Below are 15,814 nucleotides of genomic sequence, written 5' to 3'. Positions count from 1 at the left end.
TTTCGCCATCTCCATCTCTCCTTCATAGCAAGTAATCGGCCCTTATTCGACGACAGCCGTTGAGCATCCGCGATGTGGTCGAGGTCTGATACGCCGTGCACTCTTCCGGGCTCATCGACGGGATGTTGGGACCGCAGCTTTGCGGTGCTGGCGCCGTCGCGGCACATGTCGCTATCGGATTTACGGGGCAGCATCACAGGCACTCCGGCGTGGTCCGCGCGGTGCGGCCACAGGCAAGATATCGTGCTTCCCGTTTTCCAGGTCTGTATCATTCCTCTGCCGCTTGCGCGGACCTCCTAAGCTCGTTGCGCCGTCAACCGGTAGTCAATGGGGCGGTGGTGTTCATGAGTTCGCGCGGCTGAGCCGCCGCAGTTTCGCTGCGTTCGATGCGTCGTTGTCGTGCGCAGACGCGTCCGGATCGCCGACATAAAAGGTGCCGTCGCGCCACATCGCGTGCATCACGATTGCAAGTTTGCGCGCCACCGCGACGCGGGCTTTCGCATGACATTTCGTCTTCGCGAGCTTCAACCCCCATGTCTTGATCATGTCGCGGCCCTTGAACCGGGTAAGCATTGCTGACGCCGCTTCGTAGAGCGCGCGGCGCACGTCGGGATCGCCCGCCTTGCTGATGCGTCCGTGCACATCGATCGACGTGCCCGACTGCCACCGCTTCGACGTCAGTCCGAAGTAGGCCGCAACATTGCGCGAACGACGGAACCGCTGCGGATCGTCGATCGCGCTGCTGAAGCTGAGCGCGGTGACCGGACCGACTCCGGGGATGGCCATGAACCGCCGACATAGCTCGTCGCGCATGGCGATCTGCACGACCAACTTGTGCAGCGTCAGATACTCAGCCCACAGGGCAGCGCGCGCCCGAAGCATGCAGTCCATCAGGCCAGCGGTCATCGCGTCGCCGGCAACAGACTCGCGCACGACCTTCTCCATGGCGCCGCGGCCGACTTTGCCGAGCCGGATTCCGAACACCTTCAGGGAGTGGCGGATGGCATTTTCAAGGTCGAGGAACTTGCGCTTCAGATTGCGGCGCTGAACGAGCAGCAGCCTGATCCGATAGCAGGCGTCCGTCTTGACGTGCGCTTGGCGGAACCAGCCAGTCCGCATGATATGGGCGATGCCGAGTGCATCGTTGGCGTCGGTCTTGTTGCGCTGCGCCGACAGCGCCGCGCGCACGTGACGCGTTTCCAGACAGACCGCTGGAACACCTTCCGCCAGCAGCTCGGTATGCAGCCACGGCGACAGCGATCCGGCCTCGTGGCCGACGCGGCGCATGCGGTCGGCATATGGCCTGAGCGCCTCCGCGATCGCAGCCGGATCGGTTTCGACGGCGGTTTCGAACGCTACTTTGCCGTCATCGCCAACGACACAGATTGCGGTTTCGTCGACCGAGACATCGAGGCCGGTAAAGTATTCCATCACACGACTCCTTCGCTTCCGTTTGACCGGAGCGAGGGTCGCGCCGCTGGCGGGAACGACGCAAGGTTTCTCATCGGGCGCAGCGGCCGTGCTGGTCGGGAGCAACGCCAAGTCCTCGCCAAATACGGCGGCACTCATATTTGGCTCCCTGATCTTCGAAGAGTCCGCCATCTGCATTTCGCCCTATCAGCCAGCAGACGCCTCTCTTGGCAGAAACAGCGGACGATATAACCCGGCCTATTATTGCCATTCTGAATCGTTCCCTGTTTCCCTGAACACCGCACCTTATTCATATCACCCGGCATGACATGATGGCGCGCCGAGCAGCCGGGTAGCTAAGCTCGAAGGCGACAAAAATGCTGCCGGTTGGCAATGTGCAATCAGATCGGCCATTAACGACCTGATTATAGATTCCGGCGCGATGCGGCTGTCGGTCAGAGATTGGTTGGCATGCTTCCTTCCTCGAAGGGGGGCGTCATTAGGGAAACAAAGGAAAGACGGCATGGCGTTATACGACGACCTACAACGGGCCAGAAGCGAAGAGGACGTCAAGGATGCGTATATTAAGGCACTAGGCCTGAAGGGGTATTCTAAAAATCTGATCGACATCCAGACCAAAGAAGTTTGGTTCGAAGCGAAGGCGAATGGTGCTTGGACGTTCTATGAGATGTTCACCCAATTGATCCATTACGTGCAGGTCGCGCTCAATAAGGGAGAACACGTGCCCCCACTGTTGTGCGTGATGGACACGGAAAAGGCTGCCATCATGCAGAGCAGCCACGTTCTCCCGTTTCTGGCGAAGAAGACAATCAAATGGGGCAAATCTGCATCGGCGGTGCCAAAGGAAGCGGTCGATGCGATCTCCATTCACATTGGCACCCATTTTGTAGCCTTCAACATCGAGTACGATGCCACCGAATTTGTTTCGACTGTAAAAGATGCCATCGCTTCCGGCGCCATCATCCGAACTCAGATCACCCCGGACAATCTCAAGCAGGTGTTCGACAAGTGGGTCGAGATGATTGGGCAAGAGATCGAGGACGTAGAAGAGGACAGCTATAATCTACTGTTCTTCGCCGACATCATGAACGACGGCACAGTCTCGACCCATAAAGACTTACCCGCCAAGCTCCTATTCAAAGATGGTGATCCGATTTTTGAGCTGCGTGGGAAGCTTCACGCGCTTCGCAACTTAGAAGGATATCGCCGCTTTTGGATGATCTACCACCGACCGCCGAAAGAGGGATACCGCAACGAGATATTAGAGCGCAGAGATAGTCTCATCCCCATCAATGAGAGGGTTTTCAAGGGAGCCTTCTACACGCCTCTGCATGTGGTCGATAAGGCATATGATCACCTGACGTTTGTTCTCGGTAAAAACTGGCAAAAGAAGTATAAGGTTTGGGACATGTGCTGCGGGGTGGGCAACCTCGAGGTGAAGCACTCCAACCACCGCAACCTCTTCATGTCGACGCTCGACCAGTCGGACGTCGATGTTATGAAGGCGACCAAGACCTGTGTCGCGGCGCACCGTTTTCAGTACGATTACCTGAATGATGATGTCACCGAAGAAGGTAACATCGACTACAATTTGACAAACAAGCTACCGCGCGAGCTTCGTGACGCCATTGCTGCCGAGGACAAAATTCTCGTTCTAATCAACCCGCCATACGCCGAAGCAATGAACGCCGGAGCGGGGGTGGCGACTACAGCGGTAGGAAGAGCGCTCGGTGGCGACGTCGGCTTTGCGAGGAGAGAGCTCTTCATTCAGTTCTTGCTCCGCATACAAGCTGAGCTACCGAACGCCGTGGTTGCAATGTTTTCAAAGCTTAAATACGTCAACGCGCCGAACTTTGACGATTTTCGAGACAGTTGGAATGCCAGGTATCTTGGTGGCTTCGTCGTACCGAGCCGCGCCTTCGACGGCCTGAAAGGCGAATTCCCGATCGGCTTTCTAATCTGGGACAGCGCCAAGAAGCGCAAAGAACCGTTTGAGATCGAAACGGAGGTTATCGATAGGGAGGCCAAGGCAATCGGCGCCAAACGCTTCTACGACGTCCCGAAGCATCAGTTGCTCAACGCTTGGATAAAACGTGCCAAGCCGAACTCAACGCCTGCCCTACCGTTAACGAATGCGCTAGAGCCGACAACCCGGACCGGAGACGTCCGTGGAACTCGCTGGGCCGATGGCGCGCTGGGGGGAATGATCAGCAAGGGATCAGATCTGCAGAACGCCGATGTGACCGTGCTCTTTTCTTCCGGGTATGCAAGCGCGGGCGGCTTCCTCGTCACCGAGGAAAACCTCTCTCAATCCGCGGTGGTGTTCACGGCAAGGCGTATCATTCGCCAGACTTGGCTCAACGACCGTGACCAATTCTTAATTCCCTCGGAGGCGATACCAGAAGAGATGATGAACGATTGTTTGATCTGGATGCTCTTCAACAATCGCAATCTGTCAGCTGGTGCCGACGGTTTGATCTGGCAAGGGAAGTCTTGGTCACTGGTCAATCATTTTATACCGTTCACGGAGGCTGATGTCGGAGCGACAAGCCGGTTCGAATCGAACTTTATGTCCGACCATCTGGCCACCTTGAAGCTATCGAAAGAAGCCAAGAAAGTTCTGACGGAGGGGCGCAAGATTTGGTCGGCGTATTTCGACGCTGTAGACAAGAAGCAAATATCGAGGGGCGTCCGTGATCAGTTCAAACTGAATCGGGCAGACGTAGGTTGGTATCAGATCCGCAACACGCTGGAGGCCTTGTTCAGCCAAGGTGTGGCGGTGACCGCCCGTCCCAGCGATATCGCGCCATCCTATCGGACATTGTCGGAGAAGCTTGAACCAGAGATATACGCGAAGGGCATACTTAAGGCTTGATGTGACGTAGCCAAACCCGTGACCAGCGCACAATACTGCTAGCCATTGCTCTCAGGACGGGCACGAAGGGTGCGCGACACGACAGTGCCCGCAGCGGTCCGGTGCTGACCCACGCATCCGGGGACCATCATTGTGCGGGGCTGCAGAGTAGAAAAAGAAGCGTTGGAGCAGGAACGTCGTGTGGCAAAAACTGGCGTAATCGCTGATAATTGAGCACGAGGGCTTTGGCCGTCGGCTTCCCCGTTACGCCCGAAATAGATTTGGTGTTAGCATGCGCTTTGAACGCCCTTCATCACAGTCATCATCGCCACTTGCAATCGAACCGATCAGCATGCGCATTCCCGACGCCTGTCGTTTTACGGGGATCAGTCGCAGCACCCTCTACCTCCTAATAGCTAGAGGCGACATCGAGATCGTAAAACTGGGTGCCGCAACCTTGGTTTTGACCGACAGTCTCCGCAACCTGATCGAGCGCCAGCGCGGAACCGTTGTGAGCCGAACGGCGGTAGCGATCAACGGTCAGCGCGATGAGAACAGGCCGATGCAAGGCCCGGCAACAGCACCGCTGACGTCGAACAGATGACTAGGCGTATGATATCAGATTAGCCCGAGAATTGCGGTCAGCCATCTGAAGGCAGCAAGCAGTGTATCACTTAAGGGCATCGCAAGGGCGGCACAGGCAATACCCACCCCAGTTCCTGCTGCCACACCTGCGCTGCCACCTAGTTTTTTGGCGAATTCATCCGCTGCCAAGTCAACTCTCGGCTTCAGCCACCCCTTCAGACTCTGAAGACGGGAGGCCGCTTGCGCGATCTTGAGCGCATCGGGTGTTTGCTTCCCGGCTTCCGCGATGATTGTCTTTGTGGCCTTATGAACCTCGTTTGTGAACTCCGTCGGCAGCATTTCGCCGTTATCATCTAGTGGCGGCCCATTGTGGCCCATCTCGCCGTGAGCAGGCCGACAATCATCTAATGCTAAAGATAGACGAAGAGCCGCGTCCTTAAGGGATCGACGCAAGTCGAGTTCGCTGTCGAGCTCCCCACGACTAGTGTCGCCAGAAGTCAGGCGCGTCACAATGTCAGCAAAATCGATCGTGGCTTCAGGATCATTTGCGATTGCTGGCATATCAGTCGGCAAGTTTAGGCCGGTTGCCGCTGGGCTGAGGACTTCGGCCACGCCATCTTTGTCGAGATACCGAGCAAGAAGAGCCTCCAGGTCTTGCTGGGCGTCACCGTCATCAAGTGATCGGCCTGCAATTTTGCGGTAGGCGCGCTGCATAAGGGGTGAAGCTGCGGGATGATCAGTCGCATGAATCATGTGATACATGATCCGCCCACCCCGCCGCGCGCTGTGGATCGGATAGGGGTAGGCGTAAGTATAGCCTAACTCCGTTTTAAATCGCTCGGCCAACTGAACCCCGCGTACAGCTGACGACGTTTTTCGCAGATCTCGCCAATCGTCGCGTCCCCACCATTTCGTTAGGCGATCCGCGGTTTCCGGACGGCTCACGGCCGCAATTGAACGATCCAGCCACCCTGTTGCCAAGAAATAGAATATCTCGATTTTGTGGGTCTGCTTGTGTCGAGCAATCGCTTGGACCGTCGCCCAGTCACATTCAAATGTGCGTTGATCGAGGAGAGCAAAGGTCGCTGTGGTAGGCTTAATCGTGCCAGCGCCAAGAATGTCGTGAATTCGAAGATTAATGTCGCCCGACATTACCTCTATGCGACGCTTCGGCAACGTCTGCTCGTTCTTAATCTCTTCTAGCAGGGCGACGCCCGCAGGATCGAGATCGCAGAGCCAAAATTCGCGCATCCAAGGCGGCCTTGCCTGAAGCACCAGGTTTGCAGAACATAGCTCCTTAAGATGCCGTTGCTGCGGCGCGGCGAAGCCGTCAATGTAAGTGCCGTGCTTGGTCACGAAAGTGAACAGGCGAATGTATTCCTGAATCAGTTTCGCTTTATTTTCCGTCCACAATGGATGAGCCAGTGACCTGAAGTCCTTCTCTTCCGGTTTCTCCCGAGGAGGAATTTCCTCCGCAGTGAAAAGCAAGGGAAGGTTTGGGTCTAGGCCATTTTTGCGACGGGGAGCTCGTCCCATGTTTCTCCGTCCAGTTCGCGACCTGCATGTTTTTTGCCGACCCGAATCATGGTCGTGCCATCAGCCACCGTCTCCATGCGAGCTTTGGCGAGCGGGATGCCTTGCCCCGGAGCCCAGTCCCCCCATTGTTTGAAGTGGAAGGCAACGTCATGGGCCATGCAGGTATTCAAAAGGTCACGGAACCACGACGGACTAGACGGTCGCGCTTTAGGCCCGCTCTCGCCGCCGGTGATCACCCAATCTAACTCTGAGGCCCACGGAGCGATGTCGATCGGCCCGAGCAGCGGCTCAGCAGAGATGAAGCGGACCGCTGCAGGTATCGCCGTTAAATGAGGTAGTCGCTCGCATGCATATTCCTGTGTTTCAACGGTCGTGCCGAGCCAAACATTTGCCGGCCAATCCGCATGCCATGGCGAGAGCTGGGTAACAATTTCGGGGCGTTTGGTCAGAAGTAGCCAATCGAGATTGGGCGTTGCTTCGATGAGCTCCCATAGGCGGGCACGGTGAATGTCGAGATCGCGCCGATCCTCAAAAACGTCAGCCATGGAGGCACAAAACACCCGAGCCCGCTCGCCAGATTTAGCGGCTAGCGTGTCCCATTTCAGAGGCTCTGCCCAGTGCTTGTCACCGAAAAACCGGCGTTCGGCCTTTATGCCCCAAACGTTGCTACCAACCCGCTTTGCCCAACTCTCAGCGTAGCAATGCTTGCAGGCGGGCGAGACCTTCACGCATCCCCACCAAGGATTAAAAGTGTGAGTGGTCCATTCGATGCGAGAGTTCTTAGCCATTCCAGTCTCTTGACCCAAAGCAACGAACGCACCGTCCTTGCGGCGTTTCGCTAACCGTTTTGTCGTTACATGCATGAAACCATGCGGAGAGCAACGCTTACACACCTAGATTGAATACATAGATTTGCAACGGTGTGTAGAAGGTCATTCCGATATCGCGCCTAACGCCATGGCACCAAGGTTCGACGGTGTGCCGAGGACGTTCGGACCTACCTGTGCCGGGTGTGGCAACCGTCGCACCGTGGCGCGTTATCGAAAGTGATCGACAAGAATCGGCGATTCTGGCATAGGTCGATAGCGGTCTGAAACGCGCATTTGGAGTGCGTGAGGTAAGATGTGTGGTAAAGAATTCCAGAGAGCGAGTTACCTAAATCATTACAAATGTTTAGGTTTTTTCTAAAATTCCTCACTCTCCTCCAGTCAACCCATTTGAAATCATTGTATTTCAAAGGGTTGGCTAACTACCATCGACCAGCCACTCACCAAATCACTCACCACTGCCCTGACGGGCCGTGGCGGGTCATGACACCTAGTGACGGCTCAACCGCGAATCCCTTGCAGCGGACAGGTGATAGCGGGCTTTGAAATCATCCTGATCAATCCACGGCCCTGACGAATCGATCATCATCATGGCGACCCGGAAATACGGATCAGGATCGACACCATCGAACAGTTCACGGCATTTCGCAGCGGCGATCGATGGTCGCGAGTATTCGATAGAAAAGCGCAGACCAATCGCCGTGACGGCAACCGGGTCCAGTTTCAGAACCACGCCGCCGAGTTCATCTATCGAAATTCCCGGCTTGTCGTAAGTCGGACGAATGCGCGCGACGGATCGCTGACCGGAAATGTAGCCTGTCCTGCGTAGTAGATGGATCGCCAGCGGTCGCCCGTCGCATAGTTCGAAATAGAGCATCTTTCCTTTGATCAGTTTTCCGGTGCAAACCAGTTCGGGTCCGATGCCAGTTGCGATGTTCAGCGTAGTCATCTCTTGCACGCCTCCGCCCATGCGTTGGGGAAATCTTCCGGTCGGATGGTTGCGGGTGGCGGGCCAAACAAAACGAACCTTACATCGCTTCGCAGCGACGGGCCGCACTCGCCCGTTTCGATAAATCGTTCGTAGGCGTCCCGGCGTTCGGCATAATAGATGCTACATGCTAGCCGATGTGCATCCCACGCTTCCCGCTGGTTCGGCGTCAGCATCAACACGCGCTCGGCAAGTGTTCCTGCCAATGATGTCTCAACCCGCCGCATCTTTCGACGGACTCGGTTTGCAGTAGCGGTCATGTTGACGACAATGCCGATTCAATGGCTTCAAGCCGTTTGGTCAACGCTTCCAAATCGGAGACTTCGCGAACGCTCTTTAGTGCCGACGCGACTTGCGCCGCTTCGGTGGGCGTGATCGCGCCATCGGCAAGAGCGGACTCGATTGCTTCCGGCGAAACATCACCATCGAAATCAACCGTGCGGCCGCGCGCCGGTAGGCAGGCATCCAACACCATTTTCGCTGCCCCGATGTCGCCCGCGTCGAGGCGCTCGGTAAGGACTTCAATGGCACGCGGGAACAATTCCTGCACTGCCGCGAGACGTTCGCGTCGGACACGGTTCTTACTGCCGGGAGTGCGACCCGGATTGCCGGGGCCGAACCGTCCGCCAGCATCGCGGGGGTAAAGCGGGATCGGTGGCGCAACCGGTAAATGTGCGGCTATTTTCGGTTCAGTCATTATCAGGCCCATTGAACGAAGCAGCCCCGCGCCGCGCACCATGCCGCGACAGGGGCTGTAGGGGTTGCACGGCCCGATCCGGGCGGGAAGCCGTGCTGCCTTCGCCATTTCCAAAGGCTTTGCCGCGTGACGCCGAATGCTCGGACTAGATCAGCGGTCGCGACCATTGGTGCGGTTGGCAGCACGATGCTTTCAGCAAGGCGTGGCCCATCTGTCACGCGGCAACGCCGATCAACAGCTTGTGAGCGTCGGAGACCGTGAGCGACGCTGCCACCGCCACCGCAGCAATGGTCCTGCGCAACGTCTCTTCGGCTTGTCCGATTTCGGCCATTTCCGACCGCGCCTGTTGAAGCGCCGCAAGCGTCGCGCTTTCGGCAGCTTCCTGATCAGGGCCGACAGGGGCGGGATCGTCGGGCGTAGGTTGGCGGGCGAAATTTGCCAACGCCCCCGTTCGTTCCAAATGGGCGAGTGTAGCATGGCGCTCGGTCGCGACGTTCCACAGTTCGTCAGGAATGTCCGACCAACGAGAGCGACCAGCGGACAGAATAGCGGCAAGCTGCGCACGATCCGCGCCCACCAGCCATGCCGCTCGCTGACCGGCATTTAGCGTGCGGAACAACGCTCGATCTTCGGCGGCGAATGGATCATCGGAACGGACCGAATTGAGGACGGCAAAGCGCTCGGTATCGGCACGCTTTCCAGCCTGAACGGCGGACATCATTGCGCGATAGGGCGGCGCAACCGTCTTATCGATTGCCGGTCGCATCGCCTCGAACAGTGCAGCGGGTTGCAGCCGCTCCGCCATCGGTGCGGTTTCGTCCGCCAATGCGGCGAACCCAGCGTGCAGATCGGCCTTTTCTTTCGCGAACCGTCCGCCTTTGCGGTTCGCAACGGTGGCATTCCCATTCGGCGTATTGATCGTGGTTACGTCCACATCGCCATCGGCGCGGGTAGAAATCTGGATCGTCATATGTAAACCCTTCCAAGCTGTGGTTTACGCGAAGAAACCACTATACGTTGAATCGGTCAATCCAAATAAGGACTCATATAATACCCCCCTATCCCCCGGTATATATCGACCGCTCCCGGTCTGATTCGAAAGCAAGACGGGTTTTTTTCTTCAAGAATTTTGACTTACAACTGTGTAAGAATTTCGATGATTGAATCTTTCTACATTCTCGCTGTGACGCTTTGTTTCTGCTTGGATTATCCAGCAGATCGCAGCGGCAATTTTTGGCAGTTTTCCGGTGCCTTGAAGGCTATTCGCTTTGATCGCTTTAAATTTTGGAAGATTGAGAAAGAGAGAGAATGTCGGATAAACCTATCCGATCAGCCGAGCCGGGGCGCGGTTTGAAGAAGATCAAAGCGATCAAAGATCAAAGCGGATTATCATATAATACGCTGATTTTAGGTCGTTTTCTTGCCGATGTGATCGCGCCTATTCATAGCCCTGCGCCTGTCCATAGCTAGCGGCGGCGATGTTCGGATTTACGTGCCACAATATTCCGCGACGATTGGGGTTGATCGGGTCATCTTGGAAATAGCCCCGGCCTAGCTGACCGATGCGTTGATAACCGAGCGCGCCGAGTGCCTGTCCGATTGATCGGGCGGCAGCTTCCTTCCGGCGTTCGCGCAACAACGTCCCAACAGCGGCAGTGCTAATCCAGCCGCACCGAAAACCATTCCGCTGATCGTCCACGGCTTCCGCGATCATTTGTTCCAGCCATCCCCGGCTTTCAATGATCGCATCGCCCATGCTGCTCGTGTTCGGCGCGCGCATCGGAATTGCCCCGCGTTCGATGGGGTGGTTCAACAAATAGTTTGCCGTCACCTTCAATCCGAATTTGTGCGAAGATGCGCCGAGCCAATCGTCATAGAGCCAACGGAAATATGCATCGTCCATGCCCCTGATCAACGCATCCTCTTTCGTCTGGATCGCGCTGTAAAAGATCGCAAAGCGGCGGCTGTTTTGGTTGACCGGAATGGCGTCTTTATAGTTGCTGAAAAATAGCCAATTGGCGACGTTATCTGCTTTGCGCTGCGCCAACCCCTTTGCCTGCATTTCAAGCGTCCGTTCCGAAATCATCGGTTTCAGAACCTCGATCATATCGCGCCGGTCATCGGTTCTGATTTCGTCCGCGATCAGGAATAGTTTGCGATGCATCCAATCGTTGAATTTCCCGCCCCCGGCAGTCAGTTCCTTTGAGTTGGCGGGATACGTGTAATTGTCGCCAATAACATGCGTCATGACATACTTGATCAGATTCTTTCCCGCCCCTTCCGTTGACTGGATTAGCGGTGCCCACGGAATTTTGTGGCCGGGATATTTGGCGTTGTGCGCCATGAATTCGATCAAGATTCGTTGGTCGTTCGGATCGGGCAGCAACGCGGCGACGTGGTTCAGGAACGGAGTTACATCACCGTCCATGCGTTCGATGCGAGCCGGGATATAGGTGTTGACGTAGGATCGCCCGAGTTCGTCAATCGCGATGTGTCCGGTCGGCACGTCCGTCCGAAACGTGGTCCCATCGACCTTTGGGATGGTGAATTGTGTTCCGCGCGTTGCGGCCTTCCACGGCTCGTCCGTCAGTTTGCCGGTAGCGTCGATAATGAATTTCTTGCCACCGAATGTCGCGTTGAACGCGCCCGGATCATACACCTGACCCTTGCCATCCATGATGCGATTTTCCGGCCCGATCAACGCGCAGCCAGCAAACCAAACTTGCTGTTCTACCGGCGTCAGGATTTCGCCGAGCGAGACGCTCGCGGGAGATTGGACCACCGGTCCGGGTTGGTGGATCGCAATGGCTGTCACGCCGAGTAATTCAGCCTGCACGTTCGCGCTCGCCGCACGTAGCAGGAAAGGCCATCCAACATCGGTGCCGTTGTCGGCGGATCGCCATTGCGTGTCGTTCTCCGCGCGGTCATCGCGATCATATTGCGCGCACCATGCGAGCCACCATTGTTGCACAAGATAGTCGGGTGCTATTCCGGTGGCGGACTGCCGATATGCAAATGACGTGCGTATCCAGCCGTCGCGATCCAGTTCGTTCGGATCAATGCTGTAAAGCGCCTTCAATGCCGCATCGAACGAAGGCGCGGGAATTGAACCTAGCGGTTGCCTCGTGCCGCTATTCCCGAAACTGCCGGTCAGCATCCAATCGGGGGGCGTCGTCATGATAGGATCGAGCGAACAACCGAATGCAGCGCCGCACCAGCGAACGTATCCACCATCGCCGCGACGATCTACGCCTTCGGCAACTATGCCAGCGTCGCTCACGAAACGGCGCAACCCGTCGCGCGGGATGGCGAAGAAATAGTGCCGTCCGCCGCTTCGCGTGTCCGTCCAGAATGTGTTCGGCAATGCCAACCCCTTCGCGATCAGGGCTGCGAATCCATCGCGTCCGGCTTTCCGATCAACGTCCAACACATACAGGCCGGATCGCTGCCCGGTGGCGACGCCGATATGAGCGTCAGGCCATCTCGACCACATGGCATGGATTGCGGCTCCGTGGGCGCTAGCGAGGTGAACGCCGCCGCTGCCTTTTGGCGGTTCAGGGATACCGAGCGCCGCAGCTACGTCAGTGTTGGCGTAGGGCGTGCCTGTCGCCGGATTAAGCGGGAACACGGACCAGTTGGAGTCAGCGAGCCGCAACGCTTCGCTCACTCCTGCCGGGAGATTGCCGCCAAGGGCGGCTTGTTGTATGATCATTATCGTCCAACCGGTAGCCCGGCCCGCTTCGGCGGTGCCGGGTTATTTTTCAGGCATGATCGGAAAACGGACGGAGTCTCCGCCATTTTCGCTGATTTCATTGGCTAATTTGGCGCAACTCACCAATTCCGCTGACCATTAGGTAGCGAAAGCCTGTTCACGCTGGCGTTGCAGATAGGTTTCGATGTCGGATCGAAGGTATCCGACCCGCCGCACTGACAATTTGATCTTGCGGGGGAAGTTTGGATCGTCGGCGGCGCGACGACGCATGGTCGGTTCGGACAAGCCGATTTCTTTGCACGCCTCTTCGACGGAAAGCACAATAGGTTCGTTGGTCATGGTGGACAGCCTCGTGATCGGAATTTCGGGATCGCGGGTGTCTCCCCGCCGCACCGGGTCTTTCTCCCGGCATTCCGTCGTCCAACGGTTGCGCCACGTCTTTACCGTGGCATGGGCTGTCCCGCCCTTGCTCTATCGGTCACAACGGATCGATAATAGGCGCGAATCTGCACGATGCGTCACGCTCCGTCAAGCGGGGCAGTTGCGAGCGATCAACATCTATGCCAAACATGCCGCGCCGTCCGGGTCTGAACAGCCTTGGCGGCGCACAGCATGTGCTGAGCGCGGATCGCCTATGTCGGGCGGCCCGCTAAATAAAATACCCGCAAGGGGAATAGGCGGGGCGTGCTCGCTCCGCGCTCGCACGTGTTCAACCACCCGGCACCAGCCGGGGGAGAGCGTGGAGATGTCATGATTCTATCTTTGATGTTGGCGGCAGCGTCGCCGCAACCAACCGTTTGCGGAAAGCTGTCGGGGGATTACGAAAATGCTAGCAAAAGGCTCGCGATGATTTTCGCGGAAGGCGTGAATGATAATAGTGCTGTTCGAGCGACAATGCGCGAGAGCCAGGAATCGAACATTCGGACTGATGCTCGGGAAACGCTCGAATTGATGAAGCTGCACAAGTGTAAGCTGCCGACCTCAACGCCAAACGCGGGACCATATGTCACGCAGGCGATGCGTTGTCGGCTTGATCGACTAAAACAGGAGTTGAATCCGACCGGGACGATTCCCGAAAGCTGCGATAGTTCAAAATGGAAGGACGAACACGCAGCAGAACTCTAAGCGGACCCCGGCGGGTGAGAATACGCCTCCGGGAATGTGGCGGTTGGGGAGGCAACGCAGCGTCCGCTTGCCCTTCCCGGCGCGCCTTAGGCATCATGCAATAGTTTTCAGAATCTTGTCCGTGCCGTCGATCAGGTCCGTAACCTGTTCGATGGTCGGCTCCTTCTGCTTGTTGTGATCGCAAAGATTCCGATAGTCGCCCATTAGCGTGACGTGCCTCCACTGCGGAATGTCGATAACCGATGCGTTCTTCAACGCATCGTTCAAATCCGCAATTCCGGGATTCTTTTTCGTGACCGGGACGCTGTGATCGTTGCAGACTTGGCGCAGGTGCTTTTCCAAAACCACGCCTGCAATTGCGCCAGCGGCGCGCAGGAATTTGTTTTTCAACAGTTCGCGTGCAGCCCCGATTTCACTGTCAAACAGATCGGCCTGCACAAGCTGCCGTATCTCGAATAGCGAGCTTTCAAACCGCGTTTTCGCCGCCATCAGAATCGCAAGCTGGACCCGAAACTTGGGAATCCCCGCCGACCCGTCCACGACAATTTCGCCAGCCCTCGTCGTTTTGAGTCCGATCATAAAATCAGACATAACGTAGTTGACGAATGAAATGCTGTCGTCCTTACGCCCGCGCGGTTTTTCATACTGCGATTTGAAATCATCAAGGCGATCCGGGAGAACCTGCTTGATCAGAGCCAAGGATTCTGAATACCAAGCCTGATAGTCGGATGAAAGGTTTTCGATAAGGCTTTTTGCCTTGTCGATATAAGCATCGGACTTACCCATATTCCGGTAAGTTTCTTCAACCTTTTCCCATCCCATTACCTTGCCGACGATAGATATTTCGAGATTGTGACCCGCGCTTGTCAGCCGCTCCAAATCTTTCTTGAACCGATCAATATTCGCGGCCATCGTATTTCATCTCCAAACTTGTATCGGGGCAGAAAACACCCCCCTCTCCCCCCAGTCGCGAACACCACGCCCGGTCAGCGGAAAAAGCGATCAGATTTTTTTCAGGTCGATTTTCTGACCCGGACTCTCCGAACCGGGGAACTGATAGCCAAGCGCCGTAACAGAATCCAAAATGTCGCAGATCATGTCCCGTAACGCTTTCCGGGTTTGCTTGAAGAATCCGATATCAACCCTCGTTTCGAAAACCATCAGCTTTTTATTGACGAATTTCGGTAGCGACCGTCCATCGGCATCAGGGCGATCCCATGATCCGTGACAAAGCGCGTTCCGAATATCCTTCGCATCCTTCAACTGCGCAATGAGGGCAGAAAAGTCGTGATCCTTCGTCAGATCATTGTCTGCCAATGCTTTTTCATATGCGACGATCAAACCCCCGAGTTGGTCCGTCAGCGCGCGTTCGAGAGTTTTGATCCATTTGTCGAAAGCGTCAGGGTCTTTCTCGGGATCGAATTCTTTCGTCCCGGTCAGCGCAAAAATAGCTTTCCCAAGCATCTCTTCCATGAATCCGAACATAGCAACTGTGCGCCCCAATTCAGTCCAGAATTCCGGGGCGTGCATGTTCGTAGGATAGTCCGCGTCAAGTTTGTCGCGATCAATTACATGCCCCTTGGGCTTTTCCGGCTCTGCCATATCTTACCCCGTTTTGGATCAGTCCAATAATGCCACTGAAACTTGTGTTGCGCTTCGAATATACCGATTGCTATCGGATGATCTGTGAATGCAATTGGGGAGGGACATTTGGATAATCAACCGCAGCATATCGTGATCACTCAATCTGCCCCACCGTCAAACGGATTGGGGACAACGGCGATGATATTGGGAATCATCTCGCTCGTGTTCGCGTTCATCCCGTTGATCGGCTTCATTGCGTGGATCACGTCACCGCTTGCGCTGATATTCGGCCTGATTGGCGTAACGAAAGCGCCAAGGGGCGGCGCTATCGCAGGAATCGTTTTGGGCGGCATCGCGTTCGCGATCTGCTTGCTTTGGGCTACGATCTTTGGTGCCGCAATGGCCGCAGGAAGCGGGGCGTCCTAATCTAACCACTGGACACATTTATGGAGAGCGAGATGGCCGGACATATGAT

Annotated in this window: 16 protein-coding genes; 6 read left to right on the top strand and 10 right to left on the bottom strand. The window is 56.2% G+C overall.

Translation table 11 applies throughout. The features are described 5' to 3' along the window. Positions 1-342 precede the first annotated feature (342 nt). A complete protein-coding gene (locus tag ACTIFP_RS05795; RefSeq protein ID WP_439567756.1) occupies positions 343-1,431 on the bottom strand; it encodes an IS110 family transposase in 1,089 nt (362 codons plus the stop codon). A 502-nt stretch (positions 1,432-1,933) separates the two neighbouring features. On the opposite strand from ACTIFP_RS05795, the gene ACTIFP_RS05790 reads away from it, so the two are divergent. Next, positions 1,934-4,306: a hypothetical protein gene (locus ACTIFP_RS05790; RefSeq protein ID WP_439567755.1), complete on the top strand. Its 2,373-nt coding sequence runs from the start codon at positions 1,934-1,936 to the stop codon at positions 4,304-4,306. A 271-nt stretch (positions 4,307-4,577) separates the two neighbouring features. Further along, the gene (locus ACTIFP_RS05785; protein WP_439567754.1) at positions 4,578-4,889 is read left to right on the top strand and encodes a helix-turn-helix domain-containing protein; all 312 of its coding nucleotides are present in this window, start codon (positions 4,578-4,580) and stop codon (positions 4,887-4,889) included. A 14-nt stretch (positions 4,890-4,903) separates the two neighbouring features. Here the strand turns inward: ACTIFP_RS05785 and tcmP are convergent, their stop codons facing one another. The 5 genes from tcmP to ACTIFP_RS05760 all read right to left on the bottom strand — a co-directional run bounded on the left by tcmP (position 4,904) and on the right by ACTIFP_RS05760 (position 9,888). Then, positions 4,904-6,406, bottom strand: coding sequence for a three-Cys-motif partner protein TcmP (gene tcmP / locus ACTIFP_RS05780; protein ID WP_439567753.1), 1,503 nt, complete (start codon positions 6,404-6,406; stop codon positions 4,904-4,906). Further along, positions 6,373-7,194, bottom strand: coding sequence for a DUF5131 family protein (locus ACTIFP_RS05775; protein WP_439567752.1), 822 nt, complete (start codon positions 7,192-7,194; stop codon positions 6,373-6,375). The genes tcmP and ACTIFP_RS05775 overlap by 34 nt, the downstream gene beginning before the upstream one ends. 529 nt (positions 7,195-7,723) lie before the next feature. Then, positions 7,724-8,182, bottom strand: coding sequence for a hypothetical protein (locus ACTIFP_RS05770; RefSeq protein ID WP_439567751.1), 459 nt, complete (start codon positions 8,180-8,182; stop codon positions 7,724-7,726). A 295-nt stretch (positions 8,183-8,477) separates the two neighbouring features. After that, entirely contained in the window at positions 8,478-8,918 is a 441-nt protein-coding gene (locus ACTIFP_RS05765; protein WP_439567750.1) for a hypothetical protein, read from the bottom strand. A 214-nt stretch (positions 8,919-9,132) separates the two neighbouring features. Further along, positions 9,133-9,888 (bottom strand): hypothetical protein, encoded by a 756-nt coding sequence (locus tag ACTIFP_RS05760; protein WP_439567749.1) that lies wholly within the window; start codon positions 9,886-9,888, stop codon positions 9,133-9,135. A gap of 186 nt (positions 9,889-10,074) precedes the next feature. Here ACTIFP_RS05760 and ACTIFP_RS05755 point away from each other — a divergent pair, with 186 nt between their 5' ends. Then, the gene (locus ACTIFP_RS05755; RefSeq protein WP_439567748.1) at positions 10,075-10,272 is read left to right on the top strand and encodes a hypothetical protein; all 198 of its coding nucleotides are present in this window, start codon (positions 10,075-10,077) and stop codon (positions 10,270-10,272) included. 84 nt (positions 10,273-10,356) lie between these two features. Here the strand turns inward: ACTIFP_RS05755 and ACTIFP_RS05750 are convergent, their stop codons facing one another. Continuing rightward, positions 10,357-12,630 (bottom strand): bifunctional DNA primase/polymerase, encoded by a 2,274-nt coding sequence (locus tag ACTIFP_RS05750; RefSeq protein WP_439567747.1) that lies wholly within the window; start codon positions 12,628-12,630, stop codon positions 10,357-10,359. Here ACTIFP_RS05750 and ACTIFP_RS05745 point away from each other — a divergent pair. After that, a complete protein-coding gene (locus tag ACTIFP_RS05745; protein ID WP_439567746.1) occupies positions 12,623-12,772 on the top strand; it encodes a hypothetical protein in 150 nt (49 codons plus the stop codon). The two genes, ACTIFP_RS05750 and ACTIFP_RS05745, sit on opposite strands and share 8 nt — an antisense overlap. Here ACTIFP_RS05745 and ACTIFP_RS05740 read toward each other — a convergent pair. Then, on the bottom strand, positions 12,769-12,969 hold the full coding sequence (locus tag ACTIFP_RS05740; protein ID WP_439567745.1) for a helix-turn-helix transcriptional regulator: 201 nt from the start codon (positions 12,967-12,969) through the stop codon (positions 12,769-12,771). The two genes, ACTIFP_RS05745 and ACTIFP_RS05740, sit on opposite strands and share 4 nt — an antisense overlap. Before the next feature lie 411 nt (positions 12,970-13,380). On the opposite strand from ACTIFP_RS05740, the gene ACTIFP_RS05735 reads away from it, so the two are divergent. Beyond that, positions 13,381-13,755, top strand: coding sequence for a hypothetical protein (locus ACTIFP_RS05735; RefSeq protein ID WP_439567744.1), 375 nt, complete (start codon positions 13,381-13,383; stop codon positions 13,753-13,755). A gap of 93 nt (positions 13,756-13,848) precedes the next feature. Here the strand turns inward: ACTIFP_RS05735 and ACTIFP_RS05730 are convergent, their stop codons facing one another. Continuing rightward, positions 13,849-14,667, bottom strand: a complete 819-nt coding sequence (locus ACTIFP_RS05730) for a hypothetical protein (RefSeq protein WP_439567743.1) — start codon at positions 14,665-14,667, stop codon at positions 13,849-13,851. 90 nt (positions 14,668-14,757) lie between these two features. Then, positions 14,758-15,357: a hypothetical protein gene (locus ACTIFP_RS05725; protein ID WP_439567742.1), complete on the bottom strand. Its 600-nt coding sequence runs from the start codon at positions 15,355-15,357 to the stop codon at positions 14,758-14,760. A 108-nt stretch (positions 15,358-15,465) separates the two neighbouring features. Here ACTIFP_RS05725 and ACTIFP_RS05720 point away from each other — a divergent pair, with 108 nt between their 5' ends. After that, positions 15,466-15,765, top strand: a complete 300-nt coding sequence (locus ACTIFP_RS05720) for a hypothetical protein (RefSeq protein WP_439567741.1) — start codon at positions 15,466-15,468, stop codon at positions 15,763-15,765. The last annotated feature ends 49 nt before the right edge of the window (positions 15,766-15,814 follow it).

Source organism: Sphingopyxis sp., from assembly GCF_051861155.1.
GTDB lineage: Bacteria > Pseudomonadota > Alphaproteobacteria > Sphingomonadales > Sphingomonadaceae > Sphingopyxis.
This window is presented reverse-complemented; position numbering and strand designations above follow the sequence as displayed.